The sequence below is a fragment of the Paenibacillus cisolokensis genome, from assembly GCF_018403665.1.
Classification (GTDB): Bacteria; Bacillota; Bacilli; order Paenibacillales; family Paenibacillaceae; genus Paenibacillus_AH; species Paenibacillus_AH cisolokensis.
Window position 1 is genome coordinate 20,069 of the sequence record NZ_BOVJ01000064.1, and the last position, 19,319, is coordinate 39,387.

At 56.6% G+C, this 19,319-nt stretch carries 14 protein-coding genes and 3 pseudogenes; 14 read left to right on the forward strand and 3 right to left on the reverse strand.

Translation table 11 applies throughout. From position 1 onward, the window contains the following. Nucleotides 1-121 precede the first annotated feature (121 nt). The 3 genes and pseudogenes from PACILC2_RS28550 to PACILC2_RS29290 form a co-directional block, all read right to left on the reverse strand. Entirely contained in the window at nt 122-640 is a 519-nt protein-coding gene (locus tag PACILC2_RS28550; RefSeq protein WP_307860483.1) for a YqhG family protein, read from the reverse strand. Next, nucleotides 574-1,062, reverse strand: coding sequence for a YqhG family protein (locus tag PACILC2_RS28555; RefSeq protein WP_307860475.1), 489 nt, complete (start codon nt 1,060-1,062; stop codon nt 574-576). The genes PACILC2_RS28550 and PACILC2_RS28555 overlap by 67 nt, the downstream gene beginning before the upstream one ends. After that, nucleotides 956-2,866, reverse strand: a pseudogene (locus PACILC2_RS29290) (DEAD/DEAH box helicase). The gene PACILC2_RS28555 and the pseudogene PACILC2_RS29290 overlap by 107 nt, the downstream one beginning before the upstream one ends. Nucleotides 2,867-3,199: 333 nt before the next feature. On the opposite strand from PACILC2_RS29290, the gene PACILC2_RS09330 reads away from it, so the two are divergent. From PACILC2_RS09330 to PACILC2_RS09380, 14 genes and pseudogenes are all read left to right on the forward strand, one after another. Beyond that, nucleotides 3,200-5,773, forward strand: coding sequence for an adenosylcobalamin-dependent ribonucleoside-diphosphate reductase (locus PACILC2_RS09330; RefSeq protein WP_372447091.1), 2,574 nt, complete (start codon nt 3,200-3,202; stop codon nt 5,771-5,773). A 129-nt stretch (nt 5,774-5,902) separates the two neighbouring features. Next, nucleotides 5,903-6,640, forward strand: coding sequence for a MarR family winged helix-turn-helix transcriptional regulator (locus tag PACILC2_RS09335; protein ID WP_244863378.1), 738 nt, complete (start codon nt 5,903-5,905; stop codon nt 6,638-6,640). After that, on the forward strand, nt 6,607-6,879 hold the full coding sequence (locus PACILC2_RS26660) for a GNAT family N-acetyltransferase (RefSeq protein WP_372447094.1): 273 nt from the start codon (nt 6,607-6,609) through the stop codon (nt 6,877-6,879). The genes PACILC2_RS09335 and PACILC2_RS26660 overlap by 34 nt, the downstream gene beginning before the upstream one ends. A gap of 146 nt (nt 6,880-7,025) precedes the next feature. Next, complete coding sequence (locus tag PACILC2_RS09340; RefSeq protein ID WP_244863379.1) at nt 7,026-8,084, forward strand: AbrB family transcriptional regulator; 1,059 nt, start codon at nt 7,026-7,028, stop codon at nt 8,082-8,084. A gap of 296 nt (nt 8,085-8,380) precedes the next feature. After that, nucleotides 8,381-8,550: pseudogene (locus PACILC2_RS09345) on the forward strand (alcohol dehydrogenase); the annotation flags it as partial. A 137-nt stretch (nt 8,551-8,687) separates the two neighbouring features. Next, a pseudogene (locus PACILC2_RS28560) lies at nt 8,688-8,825 on the forward strand (HTH domain-containing protein); the annotation flags it as partial. Nucleotides 8,826-8,906: 81 nt separating this feature from the next. Beyond that, a complete protein-coding gene (locus tag PACILC2_RS09350) occupies nt 8,907-9,626 on the forward strand; it encodes a helix-turn-helix transcriptional regulator (RefSeq protein WP_307860484.1) in 720 nt (239 codons plus the stop codon). A 274-nt stretch (nt 9,627-9,900) separates the two neighbouring features. After that, nucleotides 9,901-11,406, forward strand: coding sequence for a response regulator transcription factor (locus tag PACILC2_RS09355; RefSeq protein WP_213528632.1), 1,506 nt, complete (start codon nt 9,901-9,903; stop codon nt 11,404-11,406). After that, nucleotides 11,403-13,148, forward strand: a complete 1,746-nt coding sequence (locus tag PACILC2_RS09360) for a sensor histidine kinase (protein WP_213528634.1) — start codon at nt 11,403-11,405, stop codon at nt 13,146-13,148. Before PACILC2_RS09355 ends, PACILC2_RS09360 begins: the two co-directional genes overlap by 4 nt. A gap of 115 nt (nt 13,149-13,263) precedes the next feature. Then, nucleotides 13,264-14,241 carry an ABC transporter substrate-binding protein gene (locus PACILC2_RS09365; RefSeq protein WP_307860476.1) on the forward strand — a complete coding sequence of 326 codons (978 nt, stop codon included), beginning with the start codon at nt 13,264-13,266 and terminating at the stop codon, nt 14,239-14,241. Then, entirely contained in the window at nt 14,238-14,618 is a 381-nt protein-coding gene (locus tag PACILC2_RS28565; protein ID WP_307860477.1) for a hypothetical protein, read from the forward strand. The genes PACILC2_RS09365 and PACILC2_RS28565 overlap by 4 nt, the downstream gene beginning before the upstream one ends. A gap of 78 nt (nt 14,619-14,696) precedes the next feature. Then, nucleotides 14,697-15,563 (forward strand): carbohydrate ABC transporter permease, encoded by an 867-nt coding sequence (locus tag PACILC2_RS09370; RefSeq protein ID WP_213528635.1) that lies wholly within the window; start codon nt 14,697-14,699, stop codon nt 15,561-15,563. Beyond that, entirely contained in the window at nt 15,560-16,387 is an 828-nt protein-coding gene (locus tag PACILC2_RS09375) for a carbohydrate ABC transporter permease (RefSeq protein WP_062493375.1), read from the forward strand. The genes PACILC2_RS09370 and PACILC2_RS09375 overlap by 4 nt, the downstream gene beginning before the upstream one ends. A gap of 36 nt (nt 16,388-16,423) precedes the next feature. Then, nucleotides 16,424-19,315, forward strand: a complete 2,892-nt coding sequence (locus PACILC2_RS09380) for a family 78 glycoside hydrolase catalytic domain (protein WP_213528636.1) — start codon at nt 16,424-16,426, stop codon at nt 19,313-19,315. Nucleotides 19,316-19,319 lie beyond the last annotated feature (4 nt).

Below are 19,319 nucleotides of genomic sequence, written 5' to 3' on the forward strand. Positions count from 1 at the left end.
GGACGATGTACCGTCCATTGTAGCGGACAAGCAGGGAAAAGAGTGTAGGAACCTGTCGCGTCCGGCTGCCGCATCGACGTTCTATTTTGCCGGATTGCGCAGGAAAACGTCTAATGCGGACTTATCCGATCCCTTCCAGATGAAAGATACCGCAATTTATGACGGATGCCGTCACTCTCGGCTCGTACTGCCAGCGGATTTCTTCCTTCCGCCGCTCGTACTGTTCGGCGATCGCCGCCTTAGACTCCTCCTCGGCGCCGGCGATAAGCGGTTCGTAGTAATGCGCGACCTGCGCCAGTTCCTCTTCCAGCCGCTGCGAAGCTTCTTTGGCCCATTCGTAATCGTAACCGCGCAGTTTCTTCTCCAGCGAGCCTTCAATCGCGGCCAGCGCCTTGCCGAGCGTCAATCCGTTCTTCGCCAGATGAATGTTCGGAGGCAGGCGCGGCGTCATCCGCAGATTGACGAGCCGTTCTTGGAACCGTTCGACGAATTGGCCGGTCGCGAGCGAAACGCCGAACGAATGAATCTCTTCCCGCTTCCGGTCGGAAGCGAATTCGACCTTCATATTGACGCCTAGCCATGCGGTGTAAGGCGTCGATTCCAGCGGGTGGCGGCTTCGCCGCTCCGGCTCCTGGAACAGACAGACGAAGCGGCCTCCCGCCCGGGCGGCGCCAAAATTTGCTCCAGCCGCTGCGAGCCGAAGTGAAGCACTTCCTCGGGGACGCGCGCCGGCGCCGCGGGCGAGCCGTGCACGAAGCCGAGGGAACGCGCCATTGCGGCGTCGGCCGCCGCATCCATGCCGGAGCGGCCCGCATGGTCCGCCGGTGCGGCATTGGCGTTCGTTTCATATTTCGACTTGTCCGTAATGAATCGGAACGTCATCGTCTCGGGCTCCGCGCCGGTACGGTCTACGAAGCTCCAGTAGTAGGGACGGTTCGTCAGGGCACGGTCGGCTTCAGGCGACAGCTTGACCGTGAAGTGGGCCGGCGATTTTTCGATAATGTGGCAGCCGGTCGCATCCAGATAACGTTGGACGAACCGGTGAATTTGCTTCTCGTTCACGATCTTTCCTCCACCTTCCGCCCGGCTTTCCGCCCCGGCCCAAGGAGGGGGGAGCGTCGCCGGACCGCTCCGCGACCTGGACTTCGCCGCGAATCCGGTTCAGCGACGAGCCGAGCGAATCGATGCCCGCGCGCAAATCGCGGCTGTTGTCCGATTCCAGCATGAGGCGGGCAAGCTTGTGCTCAAGCGATTGATCGTCCTGCTCGAACCGTTCGAGAATATGATCCAGGTCACCGATGACCATCTCGAACAGATTGATTTTCTCGTGAAGCAGGTGGACGATATGCTCTTCGATCGTGCCGAGCGTGCACAGGTTGTAGATTTTAACGTCCTTCGTCTGGCCGAGACGGTGAATCCGTCCGATCCGCTGCTCGACCCGCATCGGGTTCCACGGCAGATCGAAATTGATAATATGGTTGCAAAACTGCAGATTGATGCCCTCGCCGCCCGCTTCGGTGGCGATCAGCACTTGCGCCTTGCCCCGGAACAGGTCCATCATCCAGTCTTTTTGCCCCGGTTCATGCCGCCCCGATACGGCACGGCGGTCAGGCCGTGCGTCCGGAAAATTGCAGCAGCGCTTCCTGCGTCGCCCGGTATTCGGTGAAAATAATCACTTTATCGTTCATTTCTTTCACAAGCTCAAGCGCCTTCTCGGCCTTGGTGTTCGCCTTGATTTGGCGGATCACTTCCACCAGCTCCCATATTTTCGCCCGTATCGGCGAATCCTCGGCGGTCTTCTTGAACAGATTGACCAGCGTGACGAACACGGCGTCGCGGCTCGAGCATACTTCGCGCTGCAGCGTGACAAGCGACAGCATGCTGGACAAGTCGCCGCCGCTCTCTTCGTACCGCTCCCGGACAAACCGGGTGACCGCGTCGTAGAGCGCCTGTTCCTCCTGCGAGAGCAGAAGCGGCACATTTTTGACAAAGCGCTTTGTAAAATGAATATTACCCTCGCTGCGCCGGTTCCGAATCATCACCGAGGAGAGCGTCTCCTGCAGCTGGTCCTCATTTTCGGCAGCCGCTTGCCGAGCACGAAATTGGCTGCGAATTCGCTTTGTCCGCCAAGCTGGCCCGGTTTGAGCAGCGTGATCAAATTGTAGAGCTCGTCCAGATCGTTTTGAACCGGAGTGGCCGTCAGCAGCAGGCAATATTTTTTGCGAAGCTGAATGACGAACTGATAGTTGCTCGTCTTTTTGTTTTTCAGCTTATGCGCCTCGTCGATAATGAGCATATCGTAATCCTGGCCGAGCAGCGTATCGCGATGGGGCTCGCGCTTCGCCGTATCCATCGAGGCGACGACGATGTCGTACTCCCAGGAGTACGCCCGCTTCTGGGCGACGGCCGGAATGCCAAACTTCTGATTCAGCTCCCGCACCCACTGCAGGACGAGGGAGGCCGGCACCAGAATGAGCGCCCGCTTCACCAGTCCGCGCACCATATATTCTTTCAGCACGAGTCCCGCCTCGATCGTCTTGCCCAACCCGACCTCATCGGCGAGAATGGCGCGGCCGCCCATTTCGTGCAGCACTTTGCGGGCCGTTGCCACCTGATGCTCCATCGGTTCGAACGCCGGCAGGCAGCGCAGACATTGCAGCTCGTCGAAGTCGGCGACACGTTTCGATTGCTCCGCCTCGAGCGCCAGCTGGTACAGCCCCCAGTCGTCCCAGGGGCCGTTCTTCTCAAGCCGCGACTGAAGCTCTTCGAACCAGGAACGTTCGCAGCGCAAATCGACGAGCGGATGCAGTTTGCGGACGACATAGGTATCGTCGGACCGCGGGGCGGAGGGAGGTGGAGGAAACATGACTAGGCTAGCGCTCCTTTCAAGTGTCGTTTCATCATGTTTCCAGTATGGCCTTTCCGGAGGCGATTCATAAGAATTCGTTAAAAAAGAGTGCGGACAAGCAAATGGAAGCTAGAGAGGGGGAGAATGGGGTTGATGGGCGAAAATCCCGAAAAATCCATATGAAGATCAATATATAGTATAGTATAATGAGAAACGCACACAATATATGGTGCCAAATTCATACAATGCCGTTAAAAAGATATGGTAATTAGCTTGACAAATGGGAGGCGGTTCGCTAGTGGAAATGGCGACGCGGAAGAGCCGGCTTGAAGGGCTGAGCGAAAAATCTTTTTGGACCGTTATGCATGGAAAAACGCGGATACGAACCAGACGAAGGTCGGCGACGTGGTCCTCGTGCTGACGAAAGACGACCCGAAATTCCCGGCGAAGGAAGTGGGCGAAGTCATCGCGCGCGAAGGCCAGACGGTGACGGTTCGGACGCGCAGCGGGGAAATCGTACAGTCATCGGTCGACAAACTGACGCTTACGATAGAGAAAACGCCGGAAGAAATGTGGGACCGCCTGGCGGCGGCGATGGCATCGGTGGAAGAAACGGAAGTGAAGCGGAAGGAATGGCGTGAGAAGTTCCGCTATATTCTCGACGACTGGAAGCTCGTGCCGGGCGGCCGGATTGCGGCGGGCGCGGGAGCCAGCGAAGAGTTGACGCTGTTCAACTGCTACGTCATCCCTTCGCCGCATGACAGCCGGGGCGGCATTATGAAGACGTTGACGGAGATGACCGAGATTATGGCCCGCGGCGGCGGCGTCGGCATCAATCTGTCGTCCTTGCGTCCCCGCCGGGCGATCGTCGCAGGCGTGAACGGTTCCTCGAGCGGTGCGGTATCGTGGGGCGGCCTGTTCAGCTATACGACCGGCCTGATCGAGCAGGGCGGAAGCCGGCGCGGCGCGCTTATGCTGATGATTAACGACTGGCATCCCGATCTGCACGACTTCATTACGGTGAAGCAGACGATGGGACAAGTGACCAACGCCAACCTGTCGGTATGCGTCAGCAACGCGTTCATGCGCGCGGTCAAGGAGGATCTGGACTGGGATCTCGTCTTCCCCGATACGCAGGATCCCGAGTACGACGAGCTGTGGGACGGCGATCTGGAGAAGTGGCGCCAGCGCGGCAAGAAGATCGTGCACTACAAGACGGTTCGCGCCCGCGACATCTGGCATACGATCATCGAATCGGCGTGGAAATCGGCCGAGCCGGGCGTCGTGTTCATGGAATATTACAATCAGATGTCGAACAGCTGGTACTTCAATCCGATCATCTGTACGAATCCGTGCGGCGAGCAGGGGCTGCCGGCCTGGGGCGTCTGCAATCTGTCGGCGATGAACCTGTCGAAGTTCTACGATGAAGCGGCCGATGACGTCGCTTGGGACGAACTGTCCAAAGTGACGCGCTGGTCGGTGCGCTTCCTGGACAACGTCATCGACAAGACGCCGTACCATTTCCCGGAGAACGAGCGGAATCAGAAGAACGAGCGCCGCATCGGTCTCGGCACGATGGGGCTGGCGGAGCTGATGATCAAGCTGCGCATTCGTTACGGCAGCCCGGAATCGCTGGAATTTCTCGACAAGCTGTACGGCTTCATCGCCCGTGAGGCGTACCTTGCGTCTACGGAAATCGCCGCGGAGAAAGGCTCGTTCCCGGCATTCGATGCGGATAAGTTCGTACAGAGCGGTTTTATGAAAAATATGATCGCCCAATATCCGGAAGTCGGCGAAGCGGTCCGCAACCGCGGCATGCGCAATGTGACGGTCATCACCCAGGCGCCGACGGGCAGCACCGGGACGATGGTCGGCACGTCGACCGGCATCGAGCCGTATTTTGCCTTTGAATATTTCCGGAAAAGCCGGCTCGGCTACGACAAGCAGCTGGTCCCGATCGCTCAGGAATGGAAGGACGCGAATCCGGGCAAGGAGCTGCCGGACTTCTTCGTGACGGCGATGGATCTGACGGCGGAGGATCACATCCGCGTGCAAGCGGCGATCCAGCGCTGGGTGGACAGCTCGATCTCGAAGACGGCGAACTGTCCGGCCGACTTTACGATCGAAGAGACGAAGCGGCTCTATGAGCTCGCCTTCGAACTCGGCTGCAAGGGCGTCACGATCTATCGCGACGGCAGCCGCGACACGCAAGTGCTGTCCACGAAGAAGGAGGAGAAGTCCGACGCCGCGACGGCAGCGGCTGCGCCTGCTGCGGCCGAAACGACGGCCGCAAGCGCGCAATCGGACGAAGCGGCGCTCGGCGCGCTTAACGCTTCGCTGAATGCCGGCGTATCGCCGCAGGCGGAGCAGGTGTTTGACAAGCAGTACAAGCGCCGTCCGCAAGTGCTGCGCGGTGCGACATACAAAGTCAATACGCCGTTCGGCATGGCGTACATTACGATTAACGACATTAACGGCACGCCTGGCGAAATTTTCCTGAACGTCGGCAAAGCCGGTTCGGACGTATTCGCGATGGCGGAAGCGCTTGGCCGCGTCTGCTCGTTGTTCCTGCGTTACGGCGATCACGGGAACAAGGTCAAGCTGCTGATCAAGCATCTGAAAGGAATCGGCGGCTCGGGCGCCATCGGCTTCGGCGCCAATCGCGTGGAGTCGATCGCCGATGCGGTGGCCAAGTCGCTGGAGCTTCATATCGGATTGGCGTCCGAGGAAGCGGCGGCTTCCGAAGCGGGAACGGCATCCGGCGTAGCGGGAGGCGCGGAAGCGGGAGCGGGCGGTCACGGCGGCCACGACGTTTCGGCTGCCGCAGGCTCGCGCGACCTGTGCCCGTCTTGCGGCACCGCCTCGCTGATCAATATCGAAGGCTGCAAAACATGCAGCAACTGCGGCTACAGCCGCTGCTCGTAAGAAAAAGGACCCGAAAGGGTCCTTTTTTCTTTTTGGTCTCCCCATTTGGCTGACATTGAACAACGCTCTTGGATTGCAAGCTGCGCCGGTTTCCATTTGGCATCAGATTGTTTAATTAGCCGCATATAGTTGACTAAGTCAAATAATGGTGCTACATTAAACTTACAATATGGAGGTGGCTTCCGCATGAGTTCTGTGATACCGGTGATTCGCAAGTTCAATCGATTTTATACGAACGTTCTGGGCCTTCTTGATCAACATTTGCTGGAAACTGACTTCTCGCTGTCGGAAGCCCGGGTACTTTTCGAAATCGGCCATACGGATCGCTGCACAGCTAAAATGCTCATAGACAAACTGAGGCTGGATGCCGGCTATTTAAGCCGAATTTTAAAACGTTTCGAAGAGCAGGATCTCATCTACCGGATACAATCCGATGAAGATCGCAGGCTGTACTATTTGCGCCTGACGGATCGGGGAAGAGATGCGCTTGCCAAGCTGGATGCGCGGTCTGACGACCAAATCCGGTTGATGATCGGCCATTTGCCGGAACAGGCTCAAAGAAACATTGCTAAAAATATGGCTGCCATTGAAAATGCGTTGTCCGACGATCCCCAAATCCGGCAGGAGGTTCGGATTCGTTGCGATCTGAAGCCTGGAGACGTAGGGAGTCTGATTCATCTCCACGGGTGGATTTATGCGAAGGAATGCGGCTATAACCATGTGTTCGAAAGCTACGTATGTCAGACTTTCGTTGACTTTTTAAACATTACAGTCCCGATAAGGATCGATTCTGGTTTGCGGAAGCAGGGGATGAAATCGTCGGCGCGATTGCAATCGTCGGCCATCCCGATCGGCGGGCGCAATTGAGGTGGTTTATCGTTCACCCGGAATATAGAGGATTGGGACTTGGCAAAAGGCTGCTTCAGGAATCGCTGCAATACTCCAAAGAAAAAGGATTCCGGCGAGTGTTTTTGGAGACGACGGAGGATCAGAAAACGGCGATTGCGATGTATGAGCGTGCGGGTTTCCGAAAAATCGCAGAGCATGAAAATCATTTATGGGGCGTGCATCATATTGAACAGACATACGAGCTGCAACTGCCGTAACGAAGTCGTTCGGGAAAATAAAGCGCGACACCGATGCGCAAGTCGCTCGAGCGGCGGGGACTATAGAGTTGCGGCTGCAGCTATGCTTGATTGGCAGCGTTCGACGTTCCTTTTGCGCCGCACAAGCGCAGAGGAGGTTGCGTCTCTTGAGTAAGGAGCTGAGTGAAGGCCGGCCATGGCCCCGATTCGTTCTGACGCTGGCGACGGCGATTGCGGGCGGCTTCGTGTTCGACCTGCTGCATCTGCCGATTCCGTGGCTGCTCGGGCCGATGATCGCGGTGCTCATCGGATCGAATCTGCTTCGGGAACATTACGCCTGGCCAGGACGAATCCGCAATGGCGGCATGATCGTCGTCGGCTATACGATCGGCCTGGCGATGACTTCGGCGGCGCTGCGCGAAATGGTTCGCCATTTGCCTTCCATGCTGTTGATGACCGTGTTTCTGCTGCTGTTTTGCGCGGGCTTGGCGTTTGTCGTCTCGAAGCTGTCGGATGCGGATTACCGGACGGCTCTGCTTGGCAGCATTCCGGGCGGATTGACGCAAGTTGTGACGCTCGCGGAGGAGACGGAAGGCATTGATTTGACTATCGTGACCGTGACGCAGGTCATCCGGCTGATGATGATCATCATCTGCGTTCCGCTGCTCGTTTTCAGTCCGATTTTCGAGACGGCGGGGAAGGGCGCGGCGGATACGGCTCCGGCGGCCGTTCAAACGGTGGCTAGTTGGAGCAGCTTGTGGCCGAACGGCCTCGCATTTGCCGCCGTTTGCGTCGTACTGGCGCTCGTCGGCCACAAAATCAAATTTCCGACCGCGTTTTTGCTCGGGCCGGCGATCGGCACGGCGATTATACAGCTGACCGGCCTGCACGGACCGGCGCTGCCGTCCGCCCTGATCAATGCCGCACAACTCGCGATCGGCACCAACGTCGGTTTGATGCTGAAGCCGGGACGACTGACGCATAAAGTCCGTACATTCTCGCTTGCGATCGGAAGCGGGTTGTCGCTTATCATGGGAGCGCTCGGCCTGGCCTATCTTCTGACGACGTTCGAATCGGTGTCCGCGGCGACCGCCCTGCTCAGCCTCGCTCCCGGAGGCATGGACCAAATGGGCATCATCGCGCATGAAATCGGCGCCGACCTGTCGATGGTGGCGGGGTACCAGGTGTTCCGCACCTTCTTCATCTTTTGGCCGTGCCGCCGCTGATCCGGCTGCTGTTCCGGTTTTTGGACGGCCGGGCGGCCGCAAGGCAAGGATCACGATGAGCGGCGCATGCGCAATGATCATAGCAGATGGTATTGTCCGTTCGCACGGTCCTTGTATGCTCGATTCACGAGTTTGTATTATTAAACATAAAGAAGATCGCCATATCCTGGCCAAGAGGACGGGATAACGGGCGATCTTTTTTGTCAGATATCGATTACAGATTCCTTTCTAACAATGTCCCCAGTTGTTCTGCCAAGACATGATGCGGGACAGGTTTTTCATTCGTGAACCACCGTTCACTCGTTGGCGGAATCCGGGAAACGCAAGAGATGCTCGATTTTCCGCTGAACACGGCATTGCCCCTAAGATTGAGGTCATCCGTGCCGACCAAGTGGACGAAGCGTATGAGCGTGTGCTCCGCAGCGATGTGCGGTATCGGTTCGTTATTGACATGGCCACTTTGTAATCGATCCTATTCGTGGTGTAAATGAGCTTGCGGATCTCATCTGATATATAAGAAGGAAGTCCCCTTCACCTTGGCGAATTTTTAGAAAATATAGGAATTGAGACCTAGAAGGTGGAGGGGGATTTATGACGGAGAAGATGATTCGCATCTTTAAAATTTTAAACGCGATACAAGCGAGGCCGGGCATTTCGGCGAAAGAACTGGCCGATGTTTGCGAAACGACCGAACGTACCATATACCGGGACTTGCGCCTTATCGATCTTATTGCCCCCATAACCAATGAAGGATACGGAAAAGGTTACCGGTTCGCCGGAAATTTTGCCATTTATCCTTTGAATTTTACGGAGCAGGAAGCTTTGGTCTTCTCGATGCTCCCCTCGGTGATCGATACCAGCAAGCTGCCCCCGGGATTTGAGTCGGCTCATGATAAAGTGATGGCGACGCATTTTAAAGAAAAATCCCGTCATAAAGACATTATTGAAAACATCGCGGAAGTCATCCAGATGGGGACGCCGGCCTATCGGGAGGAAAGTGAGAATTTTCTGTATCCCGTCATTCAGGCCATTCTTGCCCAAAAAACGATCGACGCGGTTTACCATACCCAAAGCCGAAACGAAACGACGGAGAGAAAGATTGATCCGTACTTTTTGGTTCCGCGGGATCAACGTTTTTATTTGATCGGGTACTGTCATCTTAAAAATGAAGTTCGGACGTTCCGCTTGAGCCGGTTTCGAAAGGTGGTCATCACCAACAAGAGCTTTGATAAGGGAGATTTTACGATCACGCAGTACCTGAAAAACACCTGGTCCATTGAGCGCGGCGAAGAGCACATCCACTTCAAGGTGAAATTTTCTCCGGCTGTCGCTCGATACGTGAAGGAAGAAGAGATGTTTGTTCGGCCGAAAATGACGGACCTTGCGGATGGAAGCCTTTTATTCGAAGTCACCGTTAATCATGAACGCGAGTTTCTGAATTGGATCTTCCAGTATGGTCCGGAAGCGGAAATTTTGGAGCCGAAGGCGATTAGGGAAAAAGTAAAAGAACAGCTTGAGCGTTGGACGACCCGGTATCGTTAAACAGCGCACGAAGATACATATCGTGATGTGGCATACGAGCCATAAAAACGAGATTGCCGGGAGTTATCTCGGCGGTCTCGTTTTGCGGCCAAAAATGATGACATCCGCCAGAAAATAACGGCCATAGGAAAATCGGTTTGCTTCGTTTACGATGAGGTTACGGGATTTCAGCCCGAAAGCGTCACCTGAGAGCCTGAAGGAAATCCGCCTTCGGGCCCGTTGTCATTGCTATAATGAATTCATCAACGCCTTGCAGAACAGGAGGAAACACGGCATGTTAAAGGCGGTTGTATTCGACGATGAATATATCGTGCTTGAAGGATTAAGGTCGATGATCGACTGGCAACGCTACGGAATCGAATTGGCCGGCACGGCGGGCGACGGCCTGACGGCATTGCAGATGCTGCGCGACGAGGCGCCGGACATCGTGCTGACGGATATTCGCATGCCCGGTATGGACGGGCTGCAGTTGATCGAGACTGCCGCAAAGGAATTGCCCGACACGATGTTTCTCATTTTCAGCGGATTTAACGAATTCGAGTACGTCAAGCGGGCGATCGGCCTCGGCGTCGTCGATTATCTGGACAAGCCGATTACGGTATCCAAAATCGAGGACGCTTTGCTCAAAGCGATCGAACGGATTGCCAAACAGCAGGAATTCAGCGCCTTGAAGGTCAAGTGGGAGGCAAGCCGGGCGCAGCTGTTGGAGAAAGCGACGCTCGATCTGCTGCTCACCGGCGCGAAAGCGGTGGATCAGTGGAAGGAGGCTTTTGGCCCGGATGCGGCCCGTGTCGTCGGCCTGACCGTCCTCGCATTTGCGGAAGCGCATCCCGGGGTGCCAGAACATCCGACATACCGAATCGTGGATGTAACCAACGGCGAGGAACGTCTGTCGGTCGCGTTCCACTACGCGCTGCCGCCGGAATTTCTGTGGGAGAGACTGTTCGAAATGTCCAACCAAGCTTCAAGCGCCTTCGGTACGGGAAAGCTGTACCTGTCGCTGTCCGAAGCGCCGAACAGCTACAGAGAAGCGTTGCGGGCTTTGCGTTACGGGCGGTTCCTGGAGGAGAACGGTTGGACGAGAATCGAAGACGTCGAAGGAAACGAACCGCTGCCCGCTGATTTGTCGAAGCACGAGGAAGCGGTGATCGTCTCGCTCCGCACCGGGGACCGGGAAGGACTGTCGAAGGCGCTCGACGGCTTCGAAGCGTGGGTGGAGGCGCAAAAACCGGACCCGGATCAGGTCGAACAAGAGATTCTGAAACTTGTATACCTGGGACGAAAGATTGCGGAGGAAAGCGGCAAAAATTTGCGCAAGCTGGAAGCGGTCGGACACGGGCAGCTGTCCGCCATGCATACAAGGGAAGACATGTTCCGTTGGCTTCGAAGCCGGCTCGACGGGCTGCTCTCCTTGACGCCCGAACCGCGTCCCGCCACTAAACATCCGGCAATAGAGAAAGCGTTGTCATATCTGGAGGAGCAGTATGGGCAAGACGTATCGCTGCAAGAGCTGGCGGAGCATGTCGGCTTGAATCCGACCTATTTCAGTCTTTTGTTCAAGGAAGAGGTAGGGATCACCTATATTAAACATCTCACCCGAATTCGCATGGAAAAGGCGAAAACGATGCTGCGGGAAGGGATGCGTGTCGGGGAAGTGAGCGAAAAGGTCGGCTATTTGAACTACAGACATTTTACCGAAATATTCAAAAAGTCGGTCGGCGTAACGCCCGGACAATACCGGGAATCGTTTCATCCGGCATGCAAGGGTGGGGTTTCATGAACCTTATACGCTTGCTCGGCAGATTCCGTTTCAAGAAAATCCGCAACCGGCTGTTCGCCGCCATGATCGTGCTCTTTCTGCCGTCTATCATGCTGCTCGGTTATATTTCGTATAACATCACGAACAAGACGCTGACGGAACGCAACGAACAGACGAACCGCGATCATCTGCGGACGTCCAGCGAAGTCGCGGATCTGCTGTTTCACAACATTAATAAATTGCACTATTCAATCGTGGTGAACGACGAGATTCGGGAAGATCTTCGCCATAGCGGGAACGATCCGGAGGTGAGACCGGACAGCCAGAACGTACGGACGTCGACGCGGCTGCAGCGGCTTGTTAGCGGAAGCTTCGGGGATACGCGATACGTGAAATCGATCTGTATCTTCGATCTCCGTTTTCAGACCGCTTGCTTCGGCCTCTCGGACGATGCGGGTCCCTACGAGACTCCGGATAAAGCGCAGAAAATCATGGCTGCGGACTGGTACCGCGACGCTTACGAAAATAAAGGGAAGGTTGTGTATTATCGCTCCGACATCTTCGGCGAAGCGGACGATGTATTCTCGACCGTCAAGCTGTTCCGCGATGCTGGCGACGCCTCCGGTCAGCCGATCGGCATCCTCGTCGTGAACGTGTCGAAATCCATTTTCGGCAAAATTTTCAGCGGTAACCGTGAGCTGGGGTCTTACATGGTCATCGATTCGACGCCGGGGGCGACGACGGCCGTCTTCAGCACCGCCGAGGCGGTACAATTAAAGGACGGAACCATCGGCGAAACGTTGGACCATATCCGCAGCCAAGGGTATCAGGTGAGCCCGTTTTACAATCAGATGACGAATTGGACGTTCGTGCATCTCGTGAAGACGAAAGAGCTGTTAAAGGAGTCTCAAAATATCCGCTGGGCGACGACCGCCATCGCGGCCGGGTTTGCGCTCGTCGCGTTGATCTATTCCTATATGATTTCCGGAAGTATCACGAAACCGTTGCTGCAGCTTCGAAAGATGATGCTGGACTGGACGAAGGGGGTCCGCAACTTTCCGACCGCTTTCGCGCAGGACGAGGTCGGCGTCATCGGCGAGACATTCAAGCGGATTGCCTGTGAAAACGACGAACTGACCGAGAAGCTGATCCGCTCCGAGCTGAAGGAGCGCGAAGCGGAGCTTAAGGCGCTGCAGACGCAAATCAAACCTCACTTTTTATATAATACGCTCGATTCGATCTATTGGATGGCTATGCTTCAGAACAATCGGGATGTCGCGCAGATGGCCGTATCGTTGTCCGAAAGCTTCAAGCTCAGTTTGAACAAAGGCAAGGAAATGATTCCGGTGTACAAGGAGCTGCAGCATATCGAACATTATTTGAAAATTCAGAACATCCGCTTCAAGAACCGTTTTCGTTATATCGAAGAGGTCGATGAATCGATTCGCGGACTGGAAATTTTGAAGCTGTTGCTGCAGCCGCTGGTCGAGAACGCCATCTACCATGGCCTTGAATCGAAGATCGGGGAAGGAACGATTCGTCTGACCGGGGAAAGAGACGGACAGTATGTAATTTTCAAGGTGGAAGACGACGGCGTCGGCATGACCGATCTCGAGCGCACGAAGCAAGGTTACGGACTCGGCAATGTAAAGGAGAGGCTTAAACTGTATTATGGCGAAGACAGCACCTTGGACGTATGGAGCCGCCCCGGCGAAGGCACGCGGATTACGCTCCGTTTCAATCCGTATCCAAACCCAAAATAAGCTGACACGGACCATAAAAATGAAGCGCTTACACAAAACATTCCCCGCACGTACAATAAAGTCGACGAATAGCGAAAAGCTGTCTCGAATCTGGGAAAACAGGGGGAAGAACCGGATGAATAAACGTTTCAAACCGATAGCTGCATTGCTGAGCGCCTTGCTGCTGGCCGGACTGTTGGCGGCGTGCGGAGGCAAAGCGTCGCCAGGCGATACGGAGAGCGGCACGTCCGCTCCGGGGACCGACTCAGCGACGAATGAAACCCCGAAGGAAGTGAAAATAACGCTTTTGGTGGACAATACCCAGGACTCCGTAAACTCGGCGAACGCGTATATCGAAGGGTTCAAGAAGATCAACCCGCACATTACGATCGAGCTCGAGACGAGACCGGGCGGATCGGAGGGCGACAATATCGTGAAGACGCGTCTCGCGACAGGCGATATGACGGATGTGTTCTTCTACAATTCCGGCTCTCTCATGCAAGCGCTGTCTCCGGAACAAAACTTGCTTGATCTGACGAACGAGCCGTTTCAGGCCAACGTGCTGGATTCCTTCAAGCCGACGGTCACTTACAACGGCAAGGTGTACGGGGCGCCTATCGCTTCCACGACCGCCGGAGGCTGGTTTTACAACAAGAAGGTGTACGAGGATCTCGGACTGAACGTGCCGAAGATGTGGGCGGAGCTTATCGCCAACAACGAGAAGATCAAGGCGGCGGGAATTACGCCGGTCATCGGAACGTTCAAGGATTCCTGGACGTCGCAGCTGGTCGTGCTGGCGGATTACTACAATGTCCAGGCGCAGGTGCCTACTTTCGCGGAAGATTTCACGGCGCACAAAGCGACCAATGCCGGTACGCCGGCGATGCTGCGCAGCTTCGAGAAGCTGCAGGAGCTTCACGACAAAGATTTCTTTAACAAAGACTTTCTGGCCACGACGTACGACGCAGGCTTGAAGATGCTGGCGGAAGGCAAGGGCGCGCATTATCCGATGCTCTCGTTTGCGACGCCGGCCCTCTTGCAAAACTTCCCGGACCAGATCGAACAGATCGGATTTTCGCTCAGCCGGGCGACGACGCGTCGCAGAACGGCTTGACGGTATGGATGCCGGGAGCGGCGTATATTTACAAGGAAAGCAAGCATATCGAGGAAGCGAAGCAGTTCGTGGCCTACGTCGCTTCCGTCGAAGGCACGAAAGCAGCGGCAGCCGTATCGAAGCCTACCGGCCCGTATGTCATCGAAGGCGCGACGGTTCCGGACGACGTGCCGACGCTGGTGAAAGAGATGCTTCCCTATTTCGAAAATAACAGGACGGCACCGGCACTCGAATTCGTTTCGCCGATCAAAGGACCGAGCCTGGAGCAAATTACCGTCGAGGTGGGCGCGGGAATCAAGAGCGCCGTGGAAGGCGCGGAAGCGTACGACCGGGACGTCGAAAAACAAGCGAAGCAGCTCGGATTGGAAGGCTGGTAATCTGTTCAGAGAGAGAAGTTCGGCCCTGTGTTGATCCCGCAGGGCCGATTCACTTCAGGAAACTTGGGAGAGATTCGGATGAACCGTATTTTTAAACGGACGTACTCATACTGGTTTTTGCTGCCCGCCGCGCTTATTTATTTCGTCATCTTTATTTTACCTACCGCGATGTCCTTCTTTTTCAGCCTGACGAGATGGACATTGATCGAATGGGAATTTATCGGATTCGAAAATTTCGTCACCTTCTTCCGCGAGCAATCGCTGAACATCGGCTTCAAGAACACGCTCGTTTATGCCGTCGTGACCTGCGGGCTGAAGGTGATTTTGGGATTGCTGCTGGGGGTATTGCTGACCTCGAAGCTTCGAACGCGAAACTATTTGCGTTCCGTTATCTTTTTTCCCACGCTGGTCAGTACGATCGCCGTCGGTATCGCATTCAGCATGATGATGCACCCGAGCCAAGGCATCATTAACACCGCGCTTGCCGCGATCGGCATCACCGGCCCCGATTGGCTGGGCGATACCCGTCTGACTCTTCTGTCCGTCGCGCTCGTCGACGTATGGAAAGGCGTCGGTGTCGCCACGGTTATTTATATTGCGGGCATTATGTCCATCCCTTCGGAATATTACGAGGCGCTTCAGATCGACGGAGGGAACGGGTGGCGCAAGTTTTGGAACATCATCTTGCCGCTCAGCCGTCCGGCCACCAATTCGGTCATTATTCTGGCATTTATCGGCGGCCTTCGTTCCTTCGATCTCGTGTGGGCGATGACGAAGGGCGGTCCGGGCTTTACGACCGACTTGATCGCTTCGATCATTTACAAGCAGTACCAGGGCGGCTTCTACGGGCTCGCCACAGCCGGCAACGTCATCCTGTTCCTCGTCGTCTCCGCGCTGGCGTTCCCGCTGTATGCGTATTTGAATCGCAAGGAGGTAGACCTGTGAGAGCCTTGAGACAGACCGCTATCGAAATCGCAGGCATCCTGTTTACCGTCGTTGCGTTCTGGATTCCGTTCTACTTCATCTTCGTCAATGCCGGCAAAGATGCGCAAGAGTCGTCCTTGTTGAACCTGTCCTGGCCTTCGACCGCGATGTTCTGGGAGAACATCAAAACCGTCGTGGCGGCCCGCGATTTCATGCTGATCCGGGCGTTCTACAACAGCACGGTGCTTACGGTCGTCTCCATTGCGATACTGGTCGTGTTATGCGCCATGGCGGGCTACGTGCTGCAGCGCCGTTCCGACCGGGCGACGCCCGTATTCAACTTCCTGATTCTCGCCGGACTGATCGTTCCGCCGGCGATCGTGCCCACGATCTGGGTGCTGGACGGCATCGGATTGTTCAAGACGATGAGCGGTCTCATCCTCGTAGAAGTGGCGCTCAATTTTCCGTTCGCCGTACTGCTTTATAAAGGCTTTATGGCGGCGATTCCGCGCGAGATCGACGAAGCGGCGGTCATGGACGGCTGCGGCGGGCTCCGTCTGTTCTTCCGCATCGTCTTGCCGCTGCTGCAGCCGGTGACCGCCACGATTATCGTTCTTTCGTCGGTGACCATTTTTAACGATTTTACGAATCCGCTCTATTTCTTGCCCGGCTCGGACAACGTGACCGTGCAGCTGACGCTGTACAATTTTCAAAGCCAATACGTCACGCAATACAACTTGCTCTTTACGAACATTTTGTTGATTACGATTCCGCCGCTTCTGCTGTTTATTTTCTTCAACAAACGGATCGTCGCGGGCATGACGGCAGGCTCGGTGAAAGGATAATCATTTGCGAATTCCAGAAAAAAGGGGAATGGATCGATGAACAGGTTGCATGTGAGAGCGACTTGCGAATACCGGACGAATTTGTTGGGAACCGACATCCGGCGTCCGCGATTCAGCTGGATAATCGATGCCGGCGGCCGCAGAAACGTCCGGCAACAAGCGTACCGCATCCAGGTGGCGGAGGCCGGCAGCGGCTTCGATGAGCCGCTCTGGGACACGGGGCGCACAACATCGGAGCGTTCCGTTCATATCGAATATGGCGGTCCCGGGCTGAAACCGCGGACGGCGTACCGGTTTCGCGTGAAAGTATGGGATACGACCGGAGCGGAATCGGATTGGAGCGAAGAAGGCGGCTTCGAGCTCGGTCTCGGAGACCCTTCGGCTTGGACGGCGTTATGGATTACGCCGGACGCATCGGCGATCCCCGCAGACTCGAAGCCGGTCTTTCTGCTGCGCAAAACGTTCGAGCTTCGCTCCAATATCGCGCAGGCGCGCGTCTATGCGACGGCGGCCGGCGTCTATGAGCTCTATGTGAACGGCCGGAAGGCGTCGGACGATCTGCTCGCGCCAGGATGGACCAGCTATCATCACCGGCTGCAATATCAAACCTACGACGTCACCGCACTGCTTCAAGCGGGCGGCAACGCGATCGGGATTATGCTTGGGGACGGATGGTATCGGGGCGGTCTCGGCTTCGATAACCGAAACTACATGTACGGGGAGCAGCGGGCCGCGCTCGCCGAGCTGCATGTCAGGTATGCCGACGGCACGGAGGAGATCGTCGGTACGGACGGCAGCTGGAAGGCGTCGCTCGGACCGATCCGATATTCGAACATTTATCACGGAGAGACGTACGACGCGCGTTTGGAGCAGCGGGGCTGGAGCGAATCGGGGTTCGACGACGCCGAATGGTCGGCCGTCACGGCGGTCGACCTGCCGTATTCGCATCTCGTGGCCCAAGAAAACTGGCCTACGGCCGTTACGGAAGTGCTTCGCCCGGTGTCGTCGTTCGTGACGCCAAAGGGCGATACGGTACTTGATATGGGGCAAAACATGGTCGGCCGTGTCCGCTTCAAGGTTCGGGCCCCTGCGGGTACGAAGATCGTGCTGCGGCACGCCGAAGTGCTCGATAAGGACGGCAATATCTACTTCGGCAATCTCCGCCCCGCGAAGCAGACGGTGGAATATATCGCCGCCGGTCGCGGCGAAGAGAGCTACGCCCCGCACTTCACCTTTATGGGTTTCCGATACGTGATGGTGCAAGGGTATCCGGGGCAGGAAAACGGCTTGCCGCTCGACGCCTTCCAAGGGGAAGTCATTCACTCCGATATGTCGCCGGCGGGTGAGTTCGAATGTTCGGACGAGCGGGTCAATCAGCTGCAGCGCAATATTAGGTGGGGGCAGCGGGGCAACTTCCTCGACGTGCCGACCGATTGCCCGCAGCGTGACGAGCGGCTCGGATGGACGGGCGACGCGCAAGTGTTTATCAGCACGGCGCTTTTCAATTTCCAGGGTGCGCCCTTCTTTACGAAATGGCTGCGCGACCTGAAGGCGGAGCAGCACGAAGACGGCGGCGTGCCGTTCGTCATTCCGGATATTGTCGGGGGCGCCAACTCCGCGGCATGGGGCGATGCGGCCGTCATTTGTCCCTGGACCGTCTACCGGTATTATGACGACTTGCGGTTGTTAGCCGAACAGTACGAAAGCATGAAGCGCTGGGTCGAATACATCCGCAGCCAGGGCGATAACGAATATTTGTGGGATACCGGCTTCCATTTCGGCGACTGGCTCGCGCTCGACGCGAAGGAGAACAGCTATATCGGGGCGACGCCGACGGCGCTTGTGGCGACGGCATATTACGCGTATTCGACGCGCATCGTTCGCGACGCGGCGCGTGTTCTCGGCCGGGAAGAGGACGCCGCGCGGTACGCGGAGCTGCATGACAACGTCGTGCAAGCGTTCCGCGACGAATTCGTGACCAAGACGGGGCGCATCGCGTGTCCTACGCAGACGGCCCATGTTCTGGCGCTGGTGTTCGATCTCGTCGAGGAGAGCGTGAAGGCGCGTGTGGCGGAGGATTTGAATGCGCTTATCGTCGAAAACGACTACCACCTGACGACCGGTTTCGTCGGCACGCCGCACCTGTGCTTCGCGTTGTCGAACAACGGCTACCACACGACGGCGATCCGGCTGCTGCTGCAAGACAGCTATCCGGGCTGGCTTTACTCGGTTTCCAAAGGCGCGACGACGATTTGGGAGCATTGGGACAGCATCAAACCTGACGGTTCGTTCTGGAGCGACGACATGAACTCGTTCAATCATTATGCGTACGGCGCGATTGGCGACTGGATGTACCGGAAGGTCGCCGGACTCGACATGGACCCCGACGTCGCCGGCTATAAGCGGATTCGCATCGAGCCCCTGTTCGGTTCCGCCTTGCTGACCCAGGCGAGAGGGGCGCATGATTCCATGTACGGACGGATCGAGTCCGGCTGGCGCGTGAACGGCGAGCGGGTGGAGGTGGATGCGGTCGTTCCGGCGAACGCGACGGCGGTCGTCGTGCTGCGCGGCGCGAAACGGTCGACTGTGACGGAAGGCGGCGAACGGCTCGAGGACGTCGAAGGCGTCTTGTCGATCGCGGAAGGAGCTGACGGTCTGGAAATCGAGGTCGGGTCGGGAAGCTACCGCTTCGCTTACGAGGCGCCGGGCCTGTTCCGCGAAACGTACAGCGAGAAGACGAAGCTTAACGAGCTGCTTATGGACGAGAAGGCAGTCGCCGTGCTGCGGCGCCATGTGCCGCATCTGCTCGAGGGCGCGTTGGCGGACATCGCGAGAACGGCGTCGCTGAGGCAAATTCGCGAGAATGGCATGATGCGCGTGCCGGCGGAGAAGATCGAGCGGATTTTAGAGGAATTGGCAGCGATATAAGTAT